Origin of the sequence: Actinoallomurus vinaceus, from assembly GCF_039542055.1 — a bacterium.
Lineage (GTDB): Bacteria > Actinomycetota > Actinomycetes > Streptosporangiales > Streptosporangiaceae > Actinoallomurus > Actinoallomurus vinaceus.
Window position 1 is genome coordinate 301,504 of the sequence record NZ_BAABHK010000002.1, and the last position, 20,464, is coordinate 321,967.

Below are 20,464 nucleotides of genomic sequence, written 5' to 3' on the forward strand. Positions count from 1 at the left end.
CATGTTCTAAGGTAGGTGCATGCGATGGGACGCGTTGTCACTGGACGGCGAGGAGCTGGGCCTGTTCGGGAGCCCCGTGACGGTCGACACGCCCGAATTCCGCGGGATCACCTTCCACGAGATCCGGGCCAAGTCGATCATCAACCAGGTCCCCGCAGCCTCCCGCGTGCCGTTCCAGTGGACCATCAACCCCTACCGGGGTTGCAGCCATGCATGTGTCTACTGCCTGTCCGGCGACACCCCGATCCTCATGGCGGACGGACGCACGAAGCCACTTCGCGAAATCCGAGTCGGCGACGCCGTGTACGGCACCGAGGTGGTCGGAAGTTACCGCCGCTATGTCGTCACCAAGGTCCTCGCGCACTGGAGCACCGTCAAGCCCGCATACAGGATCCACCTGGAGGACGGGACACAGTTGGTCGCGAGCGGCGATCACAGATTCCTGAGCGATCGCGGCTGGAAGTACGTCACAGGAACCGAATGCGGTGCCGACCGGCGGCCACACCTGACCCTGAAAAACAAGCTCATGGGAGTTGGATCCTTCGCCGAGCCACCCAAGAAAGACGCAGATTATCGATCCGGTTACCTGTGCGGAATGATCCGAGGAGACGGCCAACTCGCCTCGTATTCCTACCTCAGCGGCGATGTTCATCGCTTTCGACTTGTTCTGATAGACCACGAGGCCTTGGACCGCTCACGCACCTACCTTGACGGCCTCGGCGTTCCGACGATCGCGTTCACGTTTCAGAACGCCAAGCTCGGCCGTCAGCAGATTCCCGCCATTCGCAACCAGAGCAAGGCAGGTAACGCGGCCATCCGCCGGATCATCGTATGGCCCGCCGAAGCAACGACAGAGTGGCATAAAGGTTTCCTTGCCGGGATATTTGACGCCGAGGGAAGCTGTTCGAGAGGCGTTCTTCGAATATCGAACACCGACCAAGACATCATCGAGCACATCAGAGGCGGCCTCGAGCATCTCGGGTTCAACTACAGGATTGAGCAGCCGAAGAAGCCGGTGGGTCTACCGATCACCGTGATCCGGCTGCTGGGCGGCATCGCTGAGCGCCTCCGCTTCTTCCACACAGTGGATCCGGCGATCACCCGGAAGCGGGACATCGAAGGTTTGGCAATCAAGACCAGCGCCCGGCTAGGCGTAACATCCATCGAAGCCACCGGCCTGGACCTGCCGATGTACGACATCACCACCGGGACCGGCGACTTCATCGCCAACGGCGTCGTATCACATAACTGTTTCGCCCGCCGCACCCATGAATACCTGGACTTCGACTCGGGGCGGGATTTCGATAGCCAGATCGTCGTGAAGGTGAACGCTCCGGAACTGGTGCGCCGGGAGCTCGCCGCGCCGAAATGGGCCGGCGGGCACATCGCGATGGGCACCAACGTCGACTGCTACCAGCGGGCAGAGGGCCGCTACCAGCTGATGCCCGGCATCATCGAGGCGCTACGGGACGCCGCGAACCCCTTCTCGATCCTGACCAAGGGCTCGCTGATCCTGCGCGACCTGCCGCTGCTGGAAGAGGCCGCCGACCGCACCGACGTCGGCGCGGCGGTCTCCGTCGGCTTCGTCGACAAGGAGCTGTGGCGGCTGCTCGAGCCGGGCACGCCCAGCCCGCTCAAACGCCTCGAGGTCTGCGCGACGCTCAACGAGCACGGCATCGGATGCGGCGTGCTCATGGGCCCGATCGTCCCCTACCTCACCGACAGCCCGCGGCAGCTGGAGGCGGCCGTACGCCGCATCGCCGAGACCGGCGCCACCTCCATCTCGGCGATCGTCCTGCACCTACGCCCCGGCGCCCGCGAATGGTTCACCGCCTGGCTCCGCGAACACCACCCCGAACTCATCGCCCCCTACGCCCGCCTGTACGGCCGCGGCGCCTACGCACCAAAGGACTACCAGCACCGCATCGCCCAACGCGTCAAAGACCTCGCCGACAAGTACGACATCGGCGGACGCCGCAACGTCCGCCGCATGCCCACCCCGCCCCCCTCCCCCACGCAGCCTCCCGAGCCCGAACAACTCACCCTGCTGTAAATACGCCGCGCCCTTTCCGGTGATCTGATGGAGAGATCAACTCTGGACACCTCTCAGGGCAAGTGATTTGATGACTTAATCACTAGCCCCTGAGGTGACGATGAGCGGCGAAGTGGCCCGACCGACCCTGTCCGACGCACTCACGGAACAGATCCTTGACCTGATCCGTACGGACGGTCTGCGCCCCGGCGACCGGCTGCCCTCCACCCGCGAGCTGTCACAGCGTTTCGCGGTGACCGTTCCGACGCTACGAGAGGCACTGCGACGGCTGGAGGTAACGGGCACCATTCAGATGCGACATGGTTCGGGCATTTACGTCGGCGCCGACCTGGACCGCGTGGTGCTGCCCAACCCCAACGTCCGGGACCTGCGCGGTGAACGAGTGATGCAACTCCTGGAGACACGCCTTCTCATCGAGCCGCAGGCGGCCGAGCTCGCGGCCCGCCGTGCCGAGCCCGAGGCCGTGGCCCGGATGCGGGCCGTCCTCGGCGAGGCCGGCAGGCACCTTTGCGGCGAGGACGCGGCGCTGCATCTGGCCAATATGGACTTCCACCGGGCCGCCGGGCTGGCGGCCGGGAACGGCGTGCTGGCCGAGGTGCTCGACTCACTGCTGTCGGTGCACGCGGTGGAGCAGCGGGAAATACTCCGACTCTTCGACGACCGCGTCCGCGACTTCGACGAGCACACCGCGATCCTCGAAGCGATCGAGCGCGGAGACCCGGAAGCCGCGCGTGACCTGATGCACCGGCATCTGCAAGACGTGAAGTCCGTCGTCGAACAACGCCTCACCCCCTGAGACCCTTCGCACCATTACAACGCCTCACCTCCTGAAAACCTCCGCACCCAAAACGCCTCACCCCCGATAACGGAGACGTCACCATGAGAATCCATGGACTGCGGACAGCTTCTCTCTGCGCGGCCGCGACGCTGTTCGCGATCGCGGGCTGCTCCGGCGGCTCGGCGAAGAAGAATGAGCTGAAGCTCTACAACGACAAGAACGCCTGGACTCCCTTCTTCAACGATCTCGGTGCGCTGGCCAAGCAGCAGACCGGGCTGAGCATCAAACCGGTCGGCTACTCCGATGAGCGCGCGTACGACGCCTTCATCACGGCGTCCTTCCGTACCAAGATCAAGCCCGACCTGTTCACCTGGCAGACCGGCTCGAAGCTGAAAGACATCGTCGACCTGAGGCAGGTCTCCGACACCTCGGCCATCTGGCAGCAGGCGATCAAGGACGGCGACCTCAGCCAGGACGTCGAGAAGTACTTCACGATCGGCGGGAAGCAGTACTGCGTGCCCACCAACGTCGCCTACTGGGGCATGTTCTACAACAAGAAGATCTTCGCGAAGTACGGCCTGAAGCCGCCCGCCACCTGGGACGACCTGATCAAGGCGGCGGACACGCTGAAGCAGCACGGTCAGAAGGCCTTCTTCACCCAGGCGACGCCGAACCTGTTCACCTTCACCTGGTTCCAGCAGTTGCTGGCCGGCTCCGACCCCGCGCTGTACGACCGGCTCTCGACCGGCCAGGCCAAGTACACCGACCCCGGCGTGGTGGCCGCGATGACGCGCTGGAAGTCGATGCTGGACGCCGGCTACTTCAGCGACCCGGCCGACACGAGCGATCCGGCCGACGTGTTCAAGAACGGCAAGGCCGCCATGGTGAACTACGGCACGTTCTTCGCGACGAGCCTCACCCAGCGCGGCATGCGACCCGGTTCGGACTACGGCTTCTTCGTGATCCCGAGCGTTGACCCGTCGTTGCCCAAGACCCCGCTGATCTTCGAGACGGGCCCGCTGTGCTCGCTCAACAAGGCCGCCGACCCGGCGGCGAACAAGAAGTTCCTGAGCTGGTGGGTCACACCGGCGGCGCAGGAGAAGTGGTCGGCCAGCCGGGGCGACGTGTCCGCCAACCCGAGGGTGAAGGTCTCGAATCCCGAGTTCGCGCCGGTCTCCAAGGACGCGGGCACCGGCAAGTACCAGCTCGTGCAGCGGTACTTCGAAGCGACCCCGGCACCGATCCTCGCGGCGGCGCTCGACGGGTTCAGCGGCTTCCTCGCCGACCCCGGCTCGTACATGAAGGTCCTGCAGACCATCCAGAAGGCCGCGGACGGCTACTGGAGTCAGCACAAGACCGGGAGCTGACGGGGTGGCGAGTCGCAAGACGCCGCTGCTCGGCCGGTTCCGGCTCGGTTACGTCTCCCCGGCCGTGCTGTTCGTCGCCGTCCTGCTCTACCTGCCGTTCCTGTGGACGGCGTACCTGAGCCTGACCAAGTACGACGGGCTGACCTCGCCGGAGTTCGCCGGCCTGAAGAACTTCGGCGCCCTGCTCCACGACCCTGCGCTCCTCACGTCCCTGCGCAACACCCTGCTCTGGGTGATCGGCACGCTCCTGCTGCCGGTCGGGCTGGGCCTGCTGGTCGCCGTCCTGTCGTACGACGTGAAGGGCGGGGCATGGTTCCGGCTGCCGTTCATGCTCCCGTACGCCCTGTCCGGCGCGGGACTGGGCCTGGTGTGGAGCTTCATCCTCACCAAGAACGGTGTCGCCAACCAGCTCCTGGGCGCGCTCGGCCTGCCGGGCGGGCACACGTCGTTCCTGCAGTACGGCCCGGGCAACACCATCGCGATGGTGGTCGTCTGGACATGGCAGCAGCTCGGTGTGAACGCGTTGCTGTTCGTCGTGGGGCTGCAGTCGATCCCGAAGGCGCCGATCGAGGCGGCCCGGATCGACGGCGCGTCGGGCTGGCAGCTGTTCCGGCACATCATCTGGCCCCTGATGCGGCCGCTCACCACCGTGGTGGTCGGTCTCGCGCTGGTGGCGAGCCTGAAGACGTTCGACATCGTGTGGGTGCTGACCCAGGGCGGACCGGGCCGGTCGTCGGAGACCCTCGGCGTCACGATGTACCGCGACACGTTCGTGGCGAACGACTACGGCTACGGCTCGACCGTGGCGGTCTTCCTCACCGTCGTGACGGGCCTGGCCTCGTTCCTCTACCTGCGGACCCAGGTCCGGAAGGAGGACGCCCGTGCGTAGGGTGATCCTGGCCGTGCTCGGGCTCGTCTGGCTGCTGCCGACCTATCTCCTGGTGGTGAACGCCTTCCGGCCGGCGACCGCCTACGATCCGGCGAAGGCCTGGGTGCCGTCCGGCCACCTCGCGATCTGGGGCAATGTCGTGAAGGCGTGGCACAAGGCCGACCTCGGCGGAGGCCTGGGCAGCACGCTGCTCTACAGCACCGTCTCGCCGGCCATCGCGTTGGTGATCGCGGCGCTGGCCGGGTACGGCATCGTCGTGCTGCGGATCCGTGGCGGCTTCTGGTGGTTCATGCTGATCTTCGGCGGCACGATCATTCCGAACCAGATGATCTTGATCCCCCTGTTCGTCCGGTACAGCGACGCGAATCTCTACGACCACCGGCTCGGGATGATCATCATCTACACGGCGATCAGCGTGCCGCTCGCCGCCTTCGTGATGCGCAACTTCTTCACCGGAGTGGCCTTCTCGATCTTCGAGGCGGCACGGATGGACGGAGCCTCGACGCTCAGGATCTTCTGGCAGATCTACCTCCCGCTGTCACGGAGCGCCCTGGCCGCGATCTTCATCCTCGAGTTCACCTTCGTCTGGAACGACCTTCTCCTGGGCCTGACGCTGACCCAGAGCTCGAGCGTGCGGCCCGTGATGACCGCCCTGTCCGCGCTGCAGACCGACGTGTACGCGGGTGCCCCCATCCCGATCGGCCTCGCCGCCGGGCTCGTGGTCTCACTGCCCACGGTCGTGCTCTTCCTCGCGACGCAGCGGCTGTTCGGCAGAGGACTGCCCCTCGGACAGGCATGAGTGCGAGACACGCGACCGATGAACAGGGAAGGAAACGATGACCAGCCGGTTGCTCCAGGCCAGCCTGGGATCACCCGACTATGACGGGATCCGGGACGCGCTCAGGAACGACACCTCGACCGAGGTGCTCTCCGTCCGGGGCCTCGGCGTGCGCGCCGACGTTCCGCCCCTGTTCCGCCGGGACGAGACCGGCCTCCTGCTCCAGGCGGTGCGCGTCACGGCCACCGGTGCGGTGCCCGACGGCCTGCAGTTCGTCCTCAAGGACGGAGACATCGAGGTCGCGTCGGGAACCGACGGCCTTCTTCTCGTTCCCGAGGTCGCACGGCCACGCCGCCTCAGACTGGAGGTCCGCGACGGCGCCGGCGTCGTCGGCGCCGGGCCCGTCACCGTCACTCCGCAGCGCAAGTGGAACGTGTTCGTCGTCCACCACTCTCACCTCGACATCGGCTACACCGATCCGCAGGGAACGGTGCTGCGCCACCACCTGGACTATGTGGACGCCGCTCTCCGGCTCGCCGCCCGAACGGACGGCTGGCCGGACGACGCGCGGTTCCGCTGGACGGTCGAGTCGTCACTGCCGGCGCTCCGGTGGCTGGCGGAGCGGCCCGCCGAGTCGGTGTCGGAGTTCGTCGGGCGGGTCCGCGAGGGATCGATCGAGGTCACCGCGTTCCCGTTCCAGCTGCACACCGAGGCGTGCTCCACCGACGAGCTGTACCGCCTGCTCCGCCACGTCGCCGACCTGCGCGACCGCCACGGCATCGAGACCCGCTCGGCCATGCACACCGACGTGCCCGGCGCCGTCGTCGGCGTGGTCGACGCGCTGACCGCCGCCGGCGTGCGCTACCTGGCCGCCGCGCACAACTGGGCCGGCCGCTCGGTGCCGTACCTCGTCGGCGGCGACCGGTTGTCCCGGCCGTTCCGCTGGCGCGCGCCGAGCGGCCGGGAGCTGCTCGTGTGGTTCACCGACACTCCGCACGGCATGGCGTACATGGAGGGCAACACCGTCGGCCTGGTCGACGGATACGACCTGGCCCTCGACCTGCTTCCGCGCTACCTCGACTCGCTGGCACGCCGCCCGTACCCCTACGGGCCCGGGACCTTCGGCTGGCTCGGCCCGGACGTGCCCAAGGACCCGTACGAGCTGGACGCCGTGCACCTTCGCGTGCAGGGCGCGCACGCCGACAACGCCGGGCCGAGCATCATGCCCGCGCTGATCTCGCGACGCTGGAACGAAGAGTGGGCGTATCCGCGCCTGCGGATGGCCACCAACACCGATTTCTTCACCCACATCGAGGAGCACCACGCCGATCGCCTCCCGGTGCACGAGGGCGACTGGACCGACTGGTGGGCCGACGGACTCGGATCCGGCGCCCGCCCGCTCGGGTACGTACGGCGCGCGGAGAACATACTGCGCGCCGCCGAGACGGTGAACGCCATGGCCTACACGCGCGACGGCGAGGACGATCGCGAGGTCACCGAGGCGGTCGACGCCGCCTACGACAAGGCCGCGACGTTCAACGAGCACACCTGGGGTGCGGCGAATCCGTGGGAGGACGCCGAGGAGGCGGGCGACTCCGGCGGACTGCAGTGGACCCGGAAGTCCGCGGTGGGCTACGGAACCTACGACGACGCCGCCGACCTGCTGCACGCCGGGATACGCCGGCTCGGCGCGACCGCCGCCGGTGGACCTGGCGCGCTCGCCTCGTTCCTGGTCGTCAACACGGGCACGGCGGAACGGACCGATGTCGTGACGGCCTTCCTGCCGCGTGATGTGATCGCCTTGGACGAACCGATCGCGCTGGTCGACGCGCGGACGGGGAGGCGTGTGCCGCACCATGAGACGGTCGTCGACCCCGACGACTGGCCGAGCCGTCCGATCGGCCGCCACCTTGAGGCCGTCGTCTCGGACGTGCCGGGAATCGGCCGGGTCCGGCTCGACGTGGTCCGTGCCGGGGAACCGGCGCCGGCAGCGGTCGAGCCGGCAAACGCCGGGGTGATCGAGAACGAGTTCTACCGGGTGGAGTACGACATCCGCGAGGGCCATCTCCGGTCGATCTTCGACAAGGTCGCCGGCCGGGAACTGGTCGACGCGGAGGCCGTCGCGGGCTTCGGCCAGTACATCTACGACCGGTACGCCACGGCTCCGCATTTCAATCACCTGTCCGGGCACGTGCCCGCGTCCGACAAGACGCTGCTCGGCGACCGGGCGATCGCCAAGGGTGCTGTGATCACGAAGGCCGAGCGCACGGCCGCGGGCGAACGTCTGGTCGTCGAGGCGAACGGCAAGGGTGTCGACTGGATCCGCACGACGATCGAGCTGTACGCGGGCGTGCCCCGCCTCGACATCCGGATGCAGCTCGCCAAGCAGGGGGTCGCCGGCAAAGAGGCCGTCTTCTTCGCGTTTCCGTTCGCGGTGTCCGGACCGCCGGCCGCCTGGGAGCTCACGGGGGGTGTCGGCGGCACCGAGATCGCCCAGGTCCCGGGCTCCGCGCGCCACATGCTGCCGATCCGGCACTGGATCGCCTTCGAGGACGGGGACCTGTCCGTGGCGTGGGCGACGCTGGAGGCCCCGCTCGTGCAGCTCGGCACGATCCACATGCCGTACGCGCCGTTCCCCCCGACCCTCGACCGGGAGCCGGGCACGATCTACTCCTGGGCGCTCAACAACATCTGGGACACCAACTTCCCCTCCCAGCAGCAGGGCGAGACGACCTTCCGGTACGCCATCGCCTCGGCGGCCGGTGTGCCCGCGACCCGTCTGGGCGGCACCGCCGCAGCCGGCCTCACCGACCCGCTGATCGCGGTGCTCGCCACCGGCTCCGCCGTGGCGCCTCCGGTGAGCGAGCTCGTGACGATCGACGCGCCGGACGTCCTCATCACATCCGTGGGCCGGGGGCACCGCGGCGACGATCTCGTCGTACGGCTCCAGTCGATGGCGGCCGACCCGGTCGAGGCCGGGCTGCGCGTTTCCGGGCTGAGGCGGGCGCACCAGAGCGCCGGGCTCGAGCAGGACCTGCGAGAACTCAGTGTCCGCGACGGCGTCGCAGGAGTCACGCTGCCGGCTCGCGGAGTCGCCGCCGTGTTCATCGAACTCGAGGGAGCCGAGTGAGAATCTCCGACATCCGTGCCACGACGGTCGCCGTGCCCCTCGAGGCACCGCTGCGGCACAGCAACGGCGCCCACTGGGGCCGGTTCATCCGCACGATCGTCGAGGTCGAGGCCGACAACGGCCTCGTCGGGCTCGGTGAGATGGGCGGAGGAGGGAGCGGTTCCGAGGCGGCCTTCCGCGCGCTGTCCCCGTACCTCGTCGGACATGATCCGTTCGAGCTGGAGGCCCTCCGCTTCAAGATCGCCAACCCGACGGCGTCGCTCTACAACAACCGGGTCCAGTTGCTCGCCGCGATCGAGTTCGCCTGTCTCGACCTGATCGGCCAGCAACTCGGCGTCCCCGTGTACGACCTGCTCGGCGGGAAGATCCGGGGCACGGTGCCGTTCGCCTCGTACCTGTTCTACCGCTACCCCGACCCTCGGCACGATGCCCCGGAGATCCGCACGCCCGAACAGCTCGCCGCGCACGCGGTCGCGCTCAAGGAGGCCCACGGATTCACGGTGCACAAGTTCAAGGGCGGGCTGTACCCGCCGACGTACGAACTCGAGTGCTACCGGGCCCTTGCCCAGGCCCTGCCGGATGACCTGCTCCGCTACGACCCCAACGGCGTGTTGAGCCTCGCCGAGGGCATCCGCTTCGGCGAGGCGATCGAGGGGCTGAACAACGACTACCTCGAGGACCCGGTCTTCGGTCTGGAGGCGATGAGGGAGGTACGCGGCCGGGTCCGCGTGCCTCTCGCCACCAACACGGTCGTGGTCAACTTCGAGCAGCTCGCCACCAACGTCCTGCGCCGCAGCGCCGACGTGGTGCTGCTCGACACGACCTTCTGGGGCGGGATCCGCCCGTGCGTGAAGGCCGCCGCGGTGTGCGAGACGTTCCACGTCGGTGTCTCCGTGCACTCCTCCGGCGAGCTGGGCATCCAGCTCGCCACCATGCTGCACCTCGGCGCGGTCCTGCCCAACCTCACCTATGCCGCGGACGCCCACTATCACCATCTGATGGACGACGTCATCGACGGCGGTAGGTTCCGCTACGAGGACGGCCGCATCGCCGTCCCCAACGCGCCGGGCCTCGGCGTTCGTCTCGACCGCGACAAGGTCGAGAGGTACGCGGAGCTCTACCGTGAACTCGGCTCCTATCCCTACGACCGCGATCCAGGACGCCCCGGCTGGTACCCGCTCGTGCCCAACGACCGCTGGGACGACCCGGAGGCCGAACTGTCCCCGATCGGGTGACTACTCCCCCAGATCGAGGGCGGTGATGTGCCAGCGGCCCAGGTTTGCGGTGAAGGCCGTGCTTCCACGGAAGGCGATGTTGGTGGGGTGACAGAGCGTGTGGGCGGTCGGGTCGTGGGCGACGGTCTCGACGCGGCCGTCCGGATCAAGGCGCAGCACCTTGCTCGGCTCGTAGCAGGCCACGTAGAGCAGTCCGTCCGGGCCGAACGCCAGCCCGTCCGGCACCGTCCCCGGCAGGGTGGCGGCGATGGTCCGGGTTCCGGCGGTACCGTCCGGGCGGATCTCGATCCGGCTCACTCCGGGCAGGAACGACTCGGCGACGTACAACGCCTCGCCCGGCACGAGGGCCAGGCCGTTGGCGAAGCTCAACGGTTCGGCGAACCACACCGAGCCTGAGCCATCGGATTCGAAGCGGAAGACCGGAGGTCCGGGCTGCTCAGCCGGGTAGCTGTCGGACACGTAGAGCCGGCCGTCCGGGTCGAACACGGGGAAGTTGGGATTGCGGAACCGGTGCCCGTCCGCGCCGTCGGCGAAGGACGACAGCTCGCCTGAGGCCAGGTCAAGGCGGAACACGGCGCGGTGTGCGATGTCGCACGCGTACAGCGCCGTCTCCGCCGGGTCGAAGGCGATGCCGAGGATGAACCCGCCGGTGGAGGCGATCTGCTCGGCGGACCCACCGTCCGGGTCGATGCGGATCAGCTGGCCGGCCTCGCCGCCGCACCAGACGCTGCCGTCCGAGTGCACCGCGACGCCCTCAGGGTGGTCCAGTCGGGGCGTCGTGAAGAGACCGTCGTAGAAGACGCGCATTCAGTCCTCCGGGAGTGCGGCGGGGTTGCGGGCGAGCAGGCCGCCGTCGACCTTGTGCTCGGCTCCGGTGATGAACGACGAGCGCGGACCGGCGAGGAAGGCGACGACCTCGGCGACCTCCTCGGGTCGCGCGACCCGGCCGAGCGGATGCGCCCGGCCCCACTCGGCGACCTGCTCATCCTGGCCGAGTTCGCCGCGGAACCTGTCGGCCGCCCAGCGCAGCATCGGCGTGTCCACCGAGCCCGGGCAGACGGCGTTGACACGGATCCCGTCCGATGCGTGGTCGAGCGCCATGGCCCGGGTCAGCCCGTTGATCGCGGCCTTGCTCGCCGTATAGGCGGCGACACGCGTCTGTGAGGCGAACGCCTGCACCGACGACACGTTGACGATCGACCCGCCGCCACGCTTGCGCAGCTCGGGTACTGCCGCCTTGCAGACCAGGAAGATCCCCTTCAGGTTGACGGAGAGGACTTCGTCCCACAGCTCCTCTGTCGTGTCCTCGACCGTGCCGTATCGCTGGATGCCCGCGCAGTTGGCAACGATGTCAAGGCCGCCGAACCGGGCCACCGTCTCCGTGACGAGGCCGCGCATCTGCCCGGCGTCGGTGACGTCGGCGACGACGCCGTGCACGCGGTCACCGGCCGGGCCGGGTTCCCGGCCGCAGTACACGACGGCCGCGCCGTCGGCGGCCAGCCGTTCGACCACGGCCCTGCCGATCCCGAGCGATCCACCGGTCACCAGGGCGACCTTGCCGTCCAGTTCCGTCATTACTCCTCCAACACCGTCGCCCGCAGCCACAGGCTGCGGGCGGCCCCGGCCGGCACGCGCAGGGCCGAGCCGTTCCGGGCCGCCTCGGCCAGCCCGTTCGTCGGGAAACTCGAGAACGGTTCGAGCCCGACCACGTACGCGCGGCCCCACCAGGGATAGTCGCGCCAGGCGCCCAGCTCCTGCCACATCCACACGTACGGCAGGACGGTCGCGTCCCACTCCACCCGCAGGGCGTCCGCGACCTCGTACCATCCGTCGGTGAAGCCGGTCAGGTAGACGATGTCGCTCGGCGCGCCCGGCTCGGGCACGACGCTGAGGTCGGTGGTGCCGTCGGGCGCCGGCCAGGGGCCGGGCTCACCGACGCGCCGCTCGGGCGGATTGATCGCGGTCTCGTGGGGGATCACGCGTACGCCCTCCGGCATCCGGATCCTCGCCCCGGGTCGCAGGAACGGCGCGCCGAACACGATGTGATGGCCCCACATCGCATCCAGGTCCACGCCGGACTCGTTGTGCAGTTCCTCCTCGATCATCAGCGTGGGTTCGCCGGAGATCAAGCGGAACGTCTTCGCCAGCCGGAACGGAAGACGCCGGGTACGCACCGTGAGCCGTACGGCGACCTCACCCGGGTCGTCCTCGACGATGACCGCGTCCCAGGGGAGGCCCGCGACCTCCCCATGCTGGGCGAGAGCGGCGCCGCGGTACGTGCTCGGGGCACCGCCGTTCGGGAAGACCTCCTGCCATCCGCCCTCGTACTGGTCGTGGAAGAGCGCCGCGTCATCGGCCGCGCCGCCGGCGACGTCACGCGGATCGCGTAGGCCCGCCGGCGCGAGCCAGGCGAAGTCCAGGTCGCGGGGCTTGTGACAGAACTCCACGACATCCCCGCCCTTGTCGGCCAGGACGGTCACCCGCAGCAGTTCGTTCTCCAGCACGATGGCACGCAGCCCCGCGAGGGTGATCTCGTGTACTCGGCAACCCCAGTTGCGTCGGTACATCAGTTGAACGACAGGTCCAGGAAGCGGGCCCGGTAGATACCGGCGTCGGCGTAGAGGTCCTTCGGCTCGAAGCTGTTCACGTTGTAGGAGACCACCAGGTCACCATCGGGACCCGCGATCTCCGGATGAGCGTGCGCGTTGTACGTGAACACGTTCGCGTTGTGGTAGGAACCGTACGCTCCGGTCTCGGGGGTCGTGTAGACGTGCGTCTTGTCGACGAACGGGCCGTACGGAGTGCACGAGTAGTACGTGACGATCTCGGCGCCGAGCCGTTGTGTGGTGTCGTGGGTGACCAACACGTAGACCCTGCCGTGACGGCTCACGCTGTACTCGTTGGCGACGCCGTCCATCACACGCGCGGAGTCCTGCTCGGACGCCGACCACGTGCCGTTCCCCGCGTAGTACTCCCAGGTGCCGAGCAGGCTCTCGCCCCGCACCCTCGCGATGTGCATGTACTTGGTGGCGTCGTGGTCCTCCACGCCATAGATATAGGTGAATCCCCCGACGCGCCGTAGCGCGGACGCCCAGGCGATCTGCCGGCCCGACGGCAGTGGAGTGACGCTGAGCGGCTTCGACAGTCGTTTCTGCGAAAACCGGGCGACGACGTTACGGCTCCAGCGCCAGTCCCATGCCCCCGGGCCGAACCGCTCGTACTCCTGATATGTCACCTCGACCTTGTCGCCCGCGGTCGTGCCGTCCCCCGCCCAGTACCAGTGATTCTTGTCCGGCGGGGGCAGCAGGGCCGTCGGATTCTTCACGGTGCCGCCGTGCTCCGTCGTGAGCCGGCGGCCCTTCTGCACGATGAAGCTGTTGTTGACGAACGGGGTCGTGCCGCCGTCATCGACGGTGGGCGGCCGTGTGCCGTCCTCGTTCACCCTGCCGAGAAAGGTGTCGGAGTAAATCCAGAGGTCCCGACCGTCCGAGAGCCTCACCGAATACGTGCCATCGGCGCCGGTCCAGTCATCCAGTCGGCGATTGCCGTTGCCATAGCTCGTGAACATGCCGTTCAGCCGGCTGTCCGGGCGTACGGCACGCAGCTTCGGAGCGGGGACGCCGGCGCAGACCTCCGCGCCGGCGGCGGGGGTGGCTGCGGCGGGGGCGGTGCCGGCCGGGACGAGCAGGCCGACTGTCAGCAGGCCCGCGCTGATCAGGGGGATACCGGACGTCAGCGATCTCAACCGAGTCTCCTGGGGGTACGGATCCGTCGCCAGAGTTCTAGTCATTAGATCACTTGTGCTGCACTGTTTCCAGAGCACCCAGTGACCATCCCTGATGCTGCTGGGACACCCACGGTCACACTTCCGCGGTTCCCTCGTTCAATTGACCAACTACGGACAGAATGTGAATGCCCTCAGGGGGACAGACGTCCTGAGAGCGCGATGCCCACGCATACGCGATACCGCAATATGCGCGCCTACCAGTTCACGGGCCGACATTCGCGCAATGCTGACCGGGGTTGCGGTCCGGCCCTGCCCGAAGGTTAGGTGGTGATCATGATGTCCGCGTTCGAGACGACGGCGCCCGACTCGGTGGCGTACCTGGACCGGCTCGCCGCCACCGACCTCGGCCGCGACTACAAGGGGCGGATGCTCGCGCTGCTGGACGCCCGGCCGGGGCAGACGGTCCTCGACCTGGGCTGCGGCCCCGGCACCGACCTGGGCGCCCTCGCCGGCGCCGTCGGCGGCGAGGGCCACGTGATCGGCGTCGACCGCGACCCTCGCATGGCCGCCCGCGCCCACACCCGTACGGCGTCCGGCGCGCGGGTTCAGGTCGTGCTGGGGGACGCGCACGCGCTGCCGCTGCCGGACGGCGGCGTCGACCGCGCCCGTACGGACCGCGTGCTCCAGCACGTCGCCGACCCGGCCGCGGCCCTGGCCGAGCTGCGGCGCGTGCTGCGCCCGGGCGGGCGCCTCGTCATGGGCGAGCCCGACTGGGACACCCTCGCCATCGACCATCCCGACGTCGCGACCGCCCGCGCCTACACCCGGCACGTCGCCGAGCGGGTCGTACGCAACTCCGTCGTCGGCCGTCAGCTCCCCCGGCTGGCCGCCGAGGCAGGCTTCGAGGTGCCCGCGGTCGTCCCGGTCACGCCGGTCTTCCGCGACCTGGCCGCGGCCGACAGGATCCTCGGCATCGAGCGCAACACACGGCGCGCCGTCGAGGCCGGCTATCTGACCGCCGACGCCGCACGCGAGTGGCTCGACCGTCTCGCCACCGGACCGTTCCTCGCCACGGCGACCCTGCACATCGTCATCGCCGACGCGCCGCGGCATTCCCCCGTGTAGACAGCGGCGCGCTTCCCGACAGCGATTCCCGTACCCCTGCCACCCAGTTGCAAGATCGCGAAGGGGCGTTCCCCAATTGGAACAGGGCCGGTGGCGCTACGCTGCTGTGTCGTGCAGGAGACGCGCCTCGACACTGCTCGGATCCGGGCGGCTCGCCGGGTGATCGACCCGATTTTTCTCGACACTCCGCTGTACCGCTGCGAGGCGATGGAGCCCGACCTCGGGTGCAGGGTGAGCATCAAGCTCGAAACGGCGAACCCGGTCCGCAGCTTCAAGGCCCGCGGCACCGAGGTGGTCGCGAGCCTGCTCGCCGACAATGGCCCGCGAGCCGTGGTGTGCGCAAGCGCGGGCAACCTTGGCCAGGCCCTCGCCTGGTCCGGGCGCGGCCGGGGGCTCGACGTCACCGTCGTGGCATCCCGCTTCGCGCCTAAGGCCAAGCTTGATCGCATCCGCGCATTGGACGCCAGACTGGAACTGGTGGACGGCGACTTCGACACGGCTCGCGAGCGGGCGGCGGCCATCGCGCGGGCCGACGGCATCCGGCTGGTCGAAGACAGCCTGGACATCGAGACGTGTGAGGGCGCGGCGACCATCGGCCTGGAACTGGTGGACACCGTGCCCTCGTTCGACGCCGTCCTGATCGCCCTGGGCGGTGGGGCGCTGGCCACCGGTGTGGGTCATGTGGTGAAGGCCTTGGCGCCCGACGTCGAGGTGATCTGCGTCCAGCCGCTGGGCGCACCGGCGATGACGCACTCCTGGCGCGAACGGCGGGTCGTCACCACCGACTCGACCAGCACCATCGCTGACGGCGTCGCCGGCCGGCGTCCCATCCCGGCCGTCCTGAACGACCTCCTCCTGGTCGCCGACGACGCCGTCCTGGTCCAGGAGGCGTCGATCACCGCCGGTATGCGCATGCTCCTCGACCACGCCGGCCTCGTCGTCGAACCGTCGGCCGCGCTCGGCATCGCGGCGATCCTCGAAGACCGTGACCGCTTCGCCGGCCGGCACGTGGTCACCATCGTGTGCGGCAGCAACGTCGACGTAGACGCCTATCACCACTGGGTCGGTGCGGCTCAGCTCCCTTCAACCGAGCCACCGGCCAACCGATCACGCGTTCCCTGACCACCTACGACCACTAACGTTGGGAACTACTCGTCTAGGCTCGCGGGCATGCCGGACACACAGTACGAAGACCTGCTCCACCACGTGCTCGACACGGGCGCCCGCAAGGAGGACCGCACCGGCACGGGCACACGGTCGATCTTCGGTCATCAGCTGCGCTACCGGCTGGCCGACGGCTTCCCGCTGATCACGACGAAGAAGGTCCACTTCCGCTCGATCGCGTATGAGCTGCTGTGGTTCCTGCGCGGCGACGCGAACGTCACGTGGCTGCGGGAGAACGGCGTCACGATCTGGGACGAGTGGGCGGCGCCGGACGGTGATCTCGGCCCGGTCTACGGCGTGCAGTGGCGGTCGTGGCCGACCCCGGACGGCGGGCATGTCGACCAGATCAGCCAGGTGTTGCGCACGCTGCGCGAGAACCCCGACTCTCGGCGGATCATCGTGTCCGCGTGGAACGTCGCCGACATCCCCCGGATGGCGCTGCCGCCGTGCCACGCGTTCTTCCAGTTCTACGTCGCCGACGGCGAGCTCTCCTGCCAGCTGTACCAGCGCAGCGCGGACCTGTTCCTCGGCGTGCCGTTCAACATCGCGAGCTACGCGCTGCTGACGCACATGATCGCCGAGCAGGTGGGCCTCGGCGTCGGTGACTTCGTCTGGACCGGAGGCGACTGTCACATCTACGACAACCACGAGGACCAGGTCCGCACGCAGATCACGCGCGAGGCGCGGCCGTTCCCCACGCTGAGCTTGAAGCCCGCGGACAGCCTGTTCGACTACACCTACGAGCACATCACGCTCGACGGCTACGACCCGCACCCCGGCATCAAGGCACCGGTGGCGGTGTGATCGGGCTCGTCTGGGCGCAGTCGGCGAACGGCGTCATCGGCCGTGACGGCGCCCTGCCGTGGCACCTGCCGGAGGACCTGAAGCACTTCCGCTCCCTGACCGCGGGCGCGACCGTGCTCATGGGCCGCCGCACATGGGAGTCGCTGCCGCCGCGGTTCCGGCCGCTGCCGGGCAGGCGCAATCTTGTGCTGTCGCGTACGCCGCAGGAGGGCGTGGACACGTTCCCCGACCTGCCAGCGGCGCTCGCCGCAGTATCCGGGGGCGTGTGGGTGATCGGCGGCGCGGCGGTGTATCGGGCGGCGCTGCCGTTCGCGGATCGGATCGTGGTCACCGAGATCCGGGAGTTCTTCGAAGGTGACACCCACGCGCCGGATGTGGGGCGCTCACCGGATTCCGTTGGGGCGTGGCAGGAGTCGTCGACCGGACTGCACTACCGGTTCCTGACCTGGGACTGAGGTCAGCGACGGTCCTTGCCGGGAAGCTCTTCCACGGTCTGCAGCAGGCCCCACACGAAGTGGGCCACGTACGACCGCCGGCGGCCGCCATCGGGTGCGGAGAAGGCCACGTGCCATCGGCTTGGTACCGTTTCGGCCTGGTGCCGGACCGGTGCGAACCGTTCGGCCACGTCGTTGACGACGTACCGCCATGGGACCAGGTCCGTGACGTTTTCCAGCCGGGGCGCCGCAGTCGTGCCGGGCCGGATCAGCCACTCCTGCAGGACAGACCCGTCGGGCCCGATGAGCGCTTCGAACCGAAGGTCCGGCCACAGCGGAAGCATCCACCAGGCTGTGCGGCATGTCACATCGCCCAGAAGACGTTCCGTGCTGCTCACCGGTTGCCCGAGTACCAGCCGAAGCCGCCTCTCACCGCCGGGGAACCTCGACGATCGCAGCATGCGTTGCCATCTGGCGTTCACCTGACGCATCTCGGTTCGGGAGGCATCCAGCGAGCCGATCGCGGAGGCGACGAGATCAGGTTGGTAGTCAGCCATACGTCGCAGCAGGACCAACTGGAACTCGCGCCGCCCGAACCCGTCCATGACCGAATCAATAGCCGACCCGACCCGGGCAACGCCACATCACCGGGTGCCGGCGGGCCTGTTCGCCATCGCCGCCACCTGAACCTGTCGGCGCCCGCCTGGACATCCTCGGTCACGCGCTGTCGGCGGAGAGCGTCTTCATGGTGACGTAGCTGGTCACCGTGGCCGCGCCGGGCAGGCCGGCCAACCGGTTGGCCAGCTGGTGGGCATGGACCTGTCGGCATTGCAGACCAGGTTGCTGGAATCGCGCAACCGGATCGCGGCCGCCGCCGGCGTCCCGCTCGACGGAACCTGGCGTCCCCGTACGGAATCGGAGTACCGCACCTGAGAGAAGAGCTCGCCCGGCGAGACTTGCCCCCAAAACCGGTTTCGGCGCGTCCGTCGATTCGGATCAGTCACTCATTAAGGCCTGACGAGGTACTTCTCCCCCGTCGCCATACGCCGGTAGCGACGGATTACATCCGGTTGAAGCGCCTCGGCCAGCGAGATCTCGCTCGTGTAGGCGCTGGCGAAGGTCGTCGTGATCTCGCGCGCGACCCGCTCGCGCAGCTTCCGTGTCTCCTCGGGGCCGATGCGCGTCAGGTGGTAAGGGAGGAGCCAGCCGCCGATTCCCCAGGCCATGCCGACGGTAGGCGGCGTCGTGGTCTCCGACCGATCCAGCCGGCCGTAGACGTACACCTGCTTGTGGACCGGCGAGCCGTAGGGGCCATTCGGTGGAACCTTGGCGACGAGGGCGGCCTCCATCGCTGCCAAGATCAGACCGCCGAGCGGGCCGCCTCCGACGGCGTCGAAGGCGAGCGTTGCACCCGTCTCACTGATCGCGGCCGTCAGCTGATCTCGAAAGTCAGGGTGAGTGGAGTTCACGATGTGCGTTGCGCCGATCACCCTGAGGATCGCCTCCTGTTCCGCACTCCGAACCACGTTGACCACTTCGACACCGTCCGCGATGCACAGCTTGTTGAGCATCTGCCCGAGGTTCGACGCGGCAGCGGTGTGGACCAGCGCAGAGTGTCCTTCCAGCCGCATCGTCGACAGCATGCCCAGCGCGGTAAGCGGGTTGACGTAGGCGGAGGCACCCTCTTGCGGCGTTACCCCTTCCGGGAACGGGACGACGTCGAATGCTGGGAGTTTGCGGTATTGGGTGTACATCCGCCCGGCTCCCGCGCTCACGACCTTGCCGAGCAGGTGCCGTGCGCCCGCGCCCGCCTCGACGACCACGCCCGCGCCCTCGAGGCCGATCGGCAGTGACTTACCAAGGCGCGCGGACGCACGCGGAACGAGGTGCGGTGGCACCGTGGCGGTGGTGACGGGCCGCCCACCTGTTGCCTCAACGCTCAGAGTCGCCACATCCGCCGGCCCGAGTAGCACAGCCAGGTCGGCGGGGTTGATCGGCGCTGCCTCGACCCGGATGACGACTTCGTCAGGTCCCGGCGGCGCGATCTCCCGCTCCTCGAGGCTGAGACGCAGCTCGCCCTCCGGCGTGATCAATGACCGCAGTTCCAACGAGGTGGTGCTCATCTTCGTACGCCCTTCCCTCTACAGTTCGGCGACGGATCGGCCGAGATCGAGCTCGAACGCGCCTGCGGTCCCCAGGCCGCGCTCTCGCGCTTTGGTCACGAGCTCGCGTGCTTGCGGCCGGCGCAGAGTCGCGCCGAACGTCGCTTGGGTCGACTGGAGTTGGTCTGGGTTGGGGATGAAGGTCTGGTTCAGGATCTGCTTGGCCGTGGCCAGCGCCTGACCATCGAAGGACAGCACACGGCGTACGAACCCGGCGACAAAGTCGTCGAGCTGCGCGTCAGGGACGGCCCGATTGATCCATCCGTATCGCTCTGCCGTGTCGGCGTCGAAGTCGTCCGCCCCGAGAACGATTTCGATCGCGCGGGAGCGGCCCACCAGGAGCGGGAGCCGTTGCAGCGCGCCGCCGCCGGGGATGAGGCCGAAGCCGACCTCCGGCTGTCCGAAGATCGCCTTCTCGCGGCTCGCGAATCGGGTGTCGCAGGCGAGGGCGAATTCGCTGCCTCCGCCGCGGGCGCGACCGCGGACGACGGCGATGCTGAGGACGTTGCTGTGGGTCAGCCTGGTCGCGGCCTCGAGCCAGCGCGGCGTTCCGAAGCGGCTGCTCGATTCTCCTACGCCGTAGTGGGCGAGGAAGTAGTCGGGATTGGCGCTCTCGAAGGTCACGACCTTCAGAGCGGGCTCGGCGTCCATGGCTTCGACCAGGTCGAAGACCTCGTCGTACATCTGATCGTCGACGGTGTTGATGGGTGGGTTGTCGAGCGTGACTCGCCAGTACCCGGGGACCTGCTTATCGATCGTGATCTTGGTCGCCGGCTCGTTCATCGTGCCTTCTTTCGTCTCTGTCGGGGAGGTCTGTT

The 20,464-nt window shown here is 68.4% G+C and carries 18 protein-coding genes; 11 read left to right on the forward strand and 7 right to left on the reverse strand.

All coding sequences use genetic code 11. The features are described 5' to 3' along the window. Positions 1-19: 19 nt before the first annotated feature. The 7 genes from ABEA24_RS07560 (at position 20) to ABEA24_RS07590 (ending at position 10,230) form a co-directional block, all read left to right on the forward strand. The gene (locus tag ABEA24_RS07560; protein WP_345429938.1) at positions 20-2,053 is read left to right on the forward strand and encodes an intein-containing Rv2578c family radical SAM protein; all 2,034 of its coding nucleotides are present in this window, start codon (positions 20-22) and stop codon (positions 2,051-2,053) included. Positions 2,054-2,153: 100 nt separating this feature from the next. Continuing rightward, positions 2,154-2,849 (forward strand): FadR/GntR family transcriptional regulator, encoded by a 696-nt coding sequence (locus ABEA24_RS07565; RefSeq protein ID WP_345429939.1) that lies wholly within the window; start codon positions 2,154-2,156, stop codon positions 2,847-2,849. A gap of 83 nt (positions 2,850-2,932) precedes the next feature. Then, the gene (locus ABEA24_RS07570) at positions 2,933-4,198 is read left to right on the forward strand and encodes an ABC transporter substrate-binding protein (protein WP_345429940.1); all 1,266 of its coding nucleotides are present in this window, start codon (positions 2,933-2,935) and stop codon (positions 4,196-4,198) included. Between the two features lie 4 nt (positions 4,199-4,202). Then, positions 4,203-5,087, forward strand: coding sequence for a carbohydrate ABC transporter permease (locus tag ABEA24_RS07575; RefSeq protein WP_345429941.1), 885 nt, complete (start codon positions 4,203-4,205; stop codon positions 5,085-5,087). Then, positions 5,080-5,886 (forward strand): carbohydrate ABC transporter permease, encoded by an 807-nt coding sequence (locus tag ABEA24_RS07580; RefSeq protein WP_345429942.1) that lies wholly within the window; start codon positions 5,080-5,082, stop codon positions 5,884-5,886. Before ABEA24_RS07575 ends, ABEA24_RS07580 begins: the two co-directional genes overlap by 8 nt. A 37-nt stretch (positions 5,887-5,923) precedes the next feature. Beyond that, positions 5,924-8,995 (forward strand): glycoside hydrolase family 38 N-terminal domain-containing protein, encoded by a 3,072-nt coding sequence (locus ABEA24_RS07585; RefSeq protein ID WP_345429943.1) that lies wholly within the window; start codon positions 5,924-5,926, stop codon positions 8,993-8,995. After that, complete coding sequence (locus tag ABEA24_RS07590) at positions 8,992-10,230, forward strand: enolase C-terminal domain-like protein (protein WP_345429944.1); 1,239 nt, start codon at positions 8,992-8,994, stop codon at positions 10,228-10,230. The genes ABEA24_RS07585 and ABEA24_RS07590 overlap by 4 nt, the downstream gene beginning before the upstream one ends. Here ABEA24_RS07590 and ABEA24_RS07595 read toward each other — a convergent pair whose 3' ends face one another. The 4 genes from ABEA24_RS07595 to ABEA24_RS07610 are packed head-to-tail and all read right to left on the reverse strand — an operon-like array spanning position 10,231 to position 13,975. Then, entirely contained in the window at positions 10,231-11,037 is an 807-nt protein-coding gene (locus ABEA24_RS07595) for an SMP-30/gluconolactonase/LRE family protein (protein WP_345429945.1), read from the reverse strand. It lies immediately after the preceding gene. Continuing rightward, positions 11,038-11,805 (reverse strand): SDR family NAD(P)-dependent oxidoreductase, encoded by a 768-nt coding sequence (locus ABEA24_RS07600; protein ID WP_345429946.1) that lies wholly within the window; start codon positions 11,803-11,805, stop codon positions 11,038-11,040. Next, positions 11,805-12,797, reverse strand: a complete 993-nt coding sequence (locus tag ABEA24_RS07605) for a DUF4432 family protein (RefSeq protein ID WP_345429947.1) — start codon at positions 12,795-12,797, stop codon at positions 11,805-11,807. Before ABEA24_RS07605 ends, ABEA24_RS07600 begins: the two co-directional genes overlap by 1 nt. Further along, the gene (locus ABEA24_RS07610) at positions 12,797-13,975 is read right to left on the reverse strand and encodes a glycoside hydrolase family 183 protein (RefSeq protein WP_345429948.1); all 1,179 of its coding nucleotides are present in this window, start codon (positions 13,973-13,975) and stop codon (positions 12,797-12,799) included. Before ABEA24_RS07610 ends, ABEA24_RS07605 begins: the two co-directional genes overlap by 1 nt. A gap of 315 nt (positions 13,976-14,290) precedes the next feature. On the opposite strand from ABEA24_RS07610, the gene ABEA24_RS07615 reads away from it, so the two are divergent. The 4 genes from ABEA24_RS07615 to ABEA24_RS07630 all read left to right on the forward strand — a co-directional run bounded on the left by ABEA24_RS07615 (position 14,291) and on the right by ABEA24_RS07630 (position 17,505). Further along, entirely contained in the window at positions 14,291-15,082 is a 792-nt protein-coding gene (locus tag ABEA24_RS07615; RefSeq protein WP_345430631.1) for a methyltransferase domain-containing protein, read from the forward strand. A 111-nt stretch (positions 15,083-15,193) separates the two neighbouring features. Then, entirely contained in the window at positions 15,194-16,204 is a 1,011-nt protein-coding gene (locus tag ABEA24_RS07620) for a threonine ammonia-lyase (RefSeq protein WP_345429949.1), read from the forward strand. A gap of 48 nt (positions 16,205-16,252) precedes the next feature. After that, entirely contained in the window at positions 16,253-17,050 is a 798-nt protein-coding gene (locus ABEA24_RS07625; protein ID WP_345429950.1) for a thymidylate synthase, read from the forward strand. Then, on the forward strand, positions 17,047-17,505 hold the full coding sequence (locus tag ABEA24_RS07630; RefSeq protein ID WP_345429951.1) for a dihydrofolate reductase: 459 nt from the start codon (positions 17,047-17,049) through the stop codon (positions 17,503-17,505). The genes ABEA24_RS07625 and ABEA24_RS07630 overlap by 4 nt, the downstream gene beginning before the upstream one ends. Before the next feature lie 2 nt (positions 17,506-17,507). Here the strand turns inward: ABEA24_RS07630 and ABEA24_RS07635 are convergent, their stop codons facing one another. The 3 genes from ABEA24_RS07635 to ABEA24_RS07645 all read right to left on the reverse strand — a co-directional run bounded on the left by ABEA24_RS07635 (position 17,508) and on the right by ABEA24_RS07645 (position 20,429). Continuing rightward, positions 17,508-17,852: a hypothetical protein gene (locus ABEA24_RS07635; RefSeq protein WP_345429952.1), complete on the reverse strand. Its 345-nt coding sequence runs from the start codon at positions 17,850-17,852 to the stop codon at positions 17,508-17,510. 639 nt (positions 17,853-18,491) lie between these two features. After that, a complete protein-coding gene (locus tag ABEA24_RS07640; RefSeq protein ID WP_345429953.1) occupies positions 18,492-19,607 on the reverse strand; it encodes a zinc-binding dehydrogenase in 1,116 nt (371 codons plus the stop codon). A gap of 18 nt (positions 19,608-19,625) precedes the next feature. Beyond that, positions 19,626-20,429, reverse strand: a complete 804-nt coding sequence (locus ABEA24_RS07645) for an enoyl-CoA hydratase/isomerase family protein (RefSeq protein ID WP_345429954.1) — start codon at positions 20,427-20,429, stop codon at positions 19,626-19,628. Between the last annotated feature and the right edge of the window lie 35 nt (positions 20,430-20,464).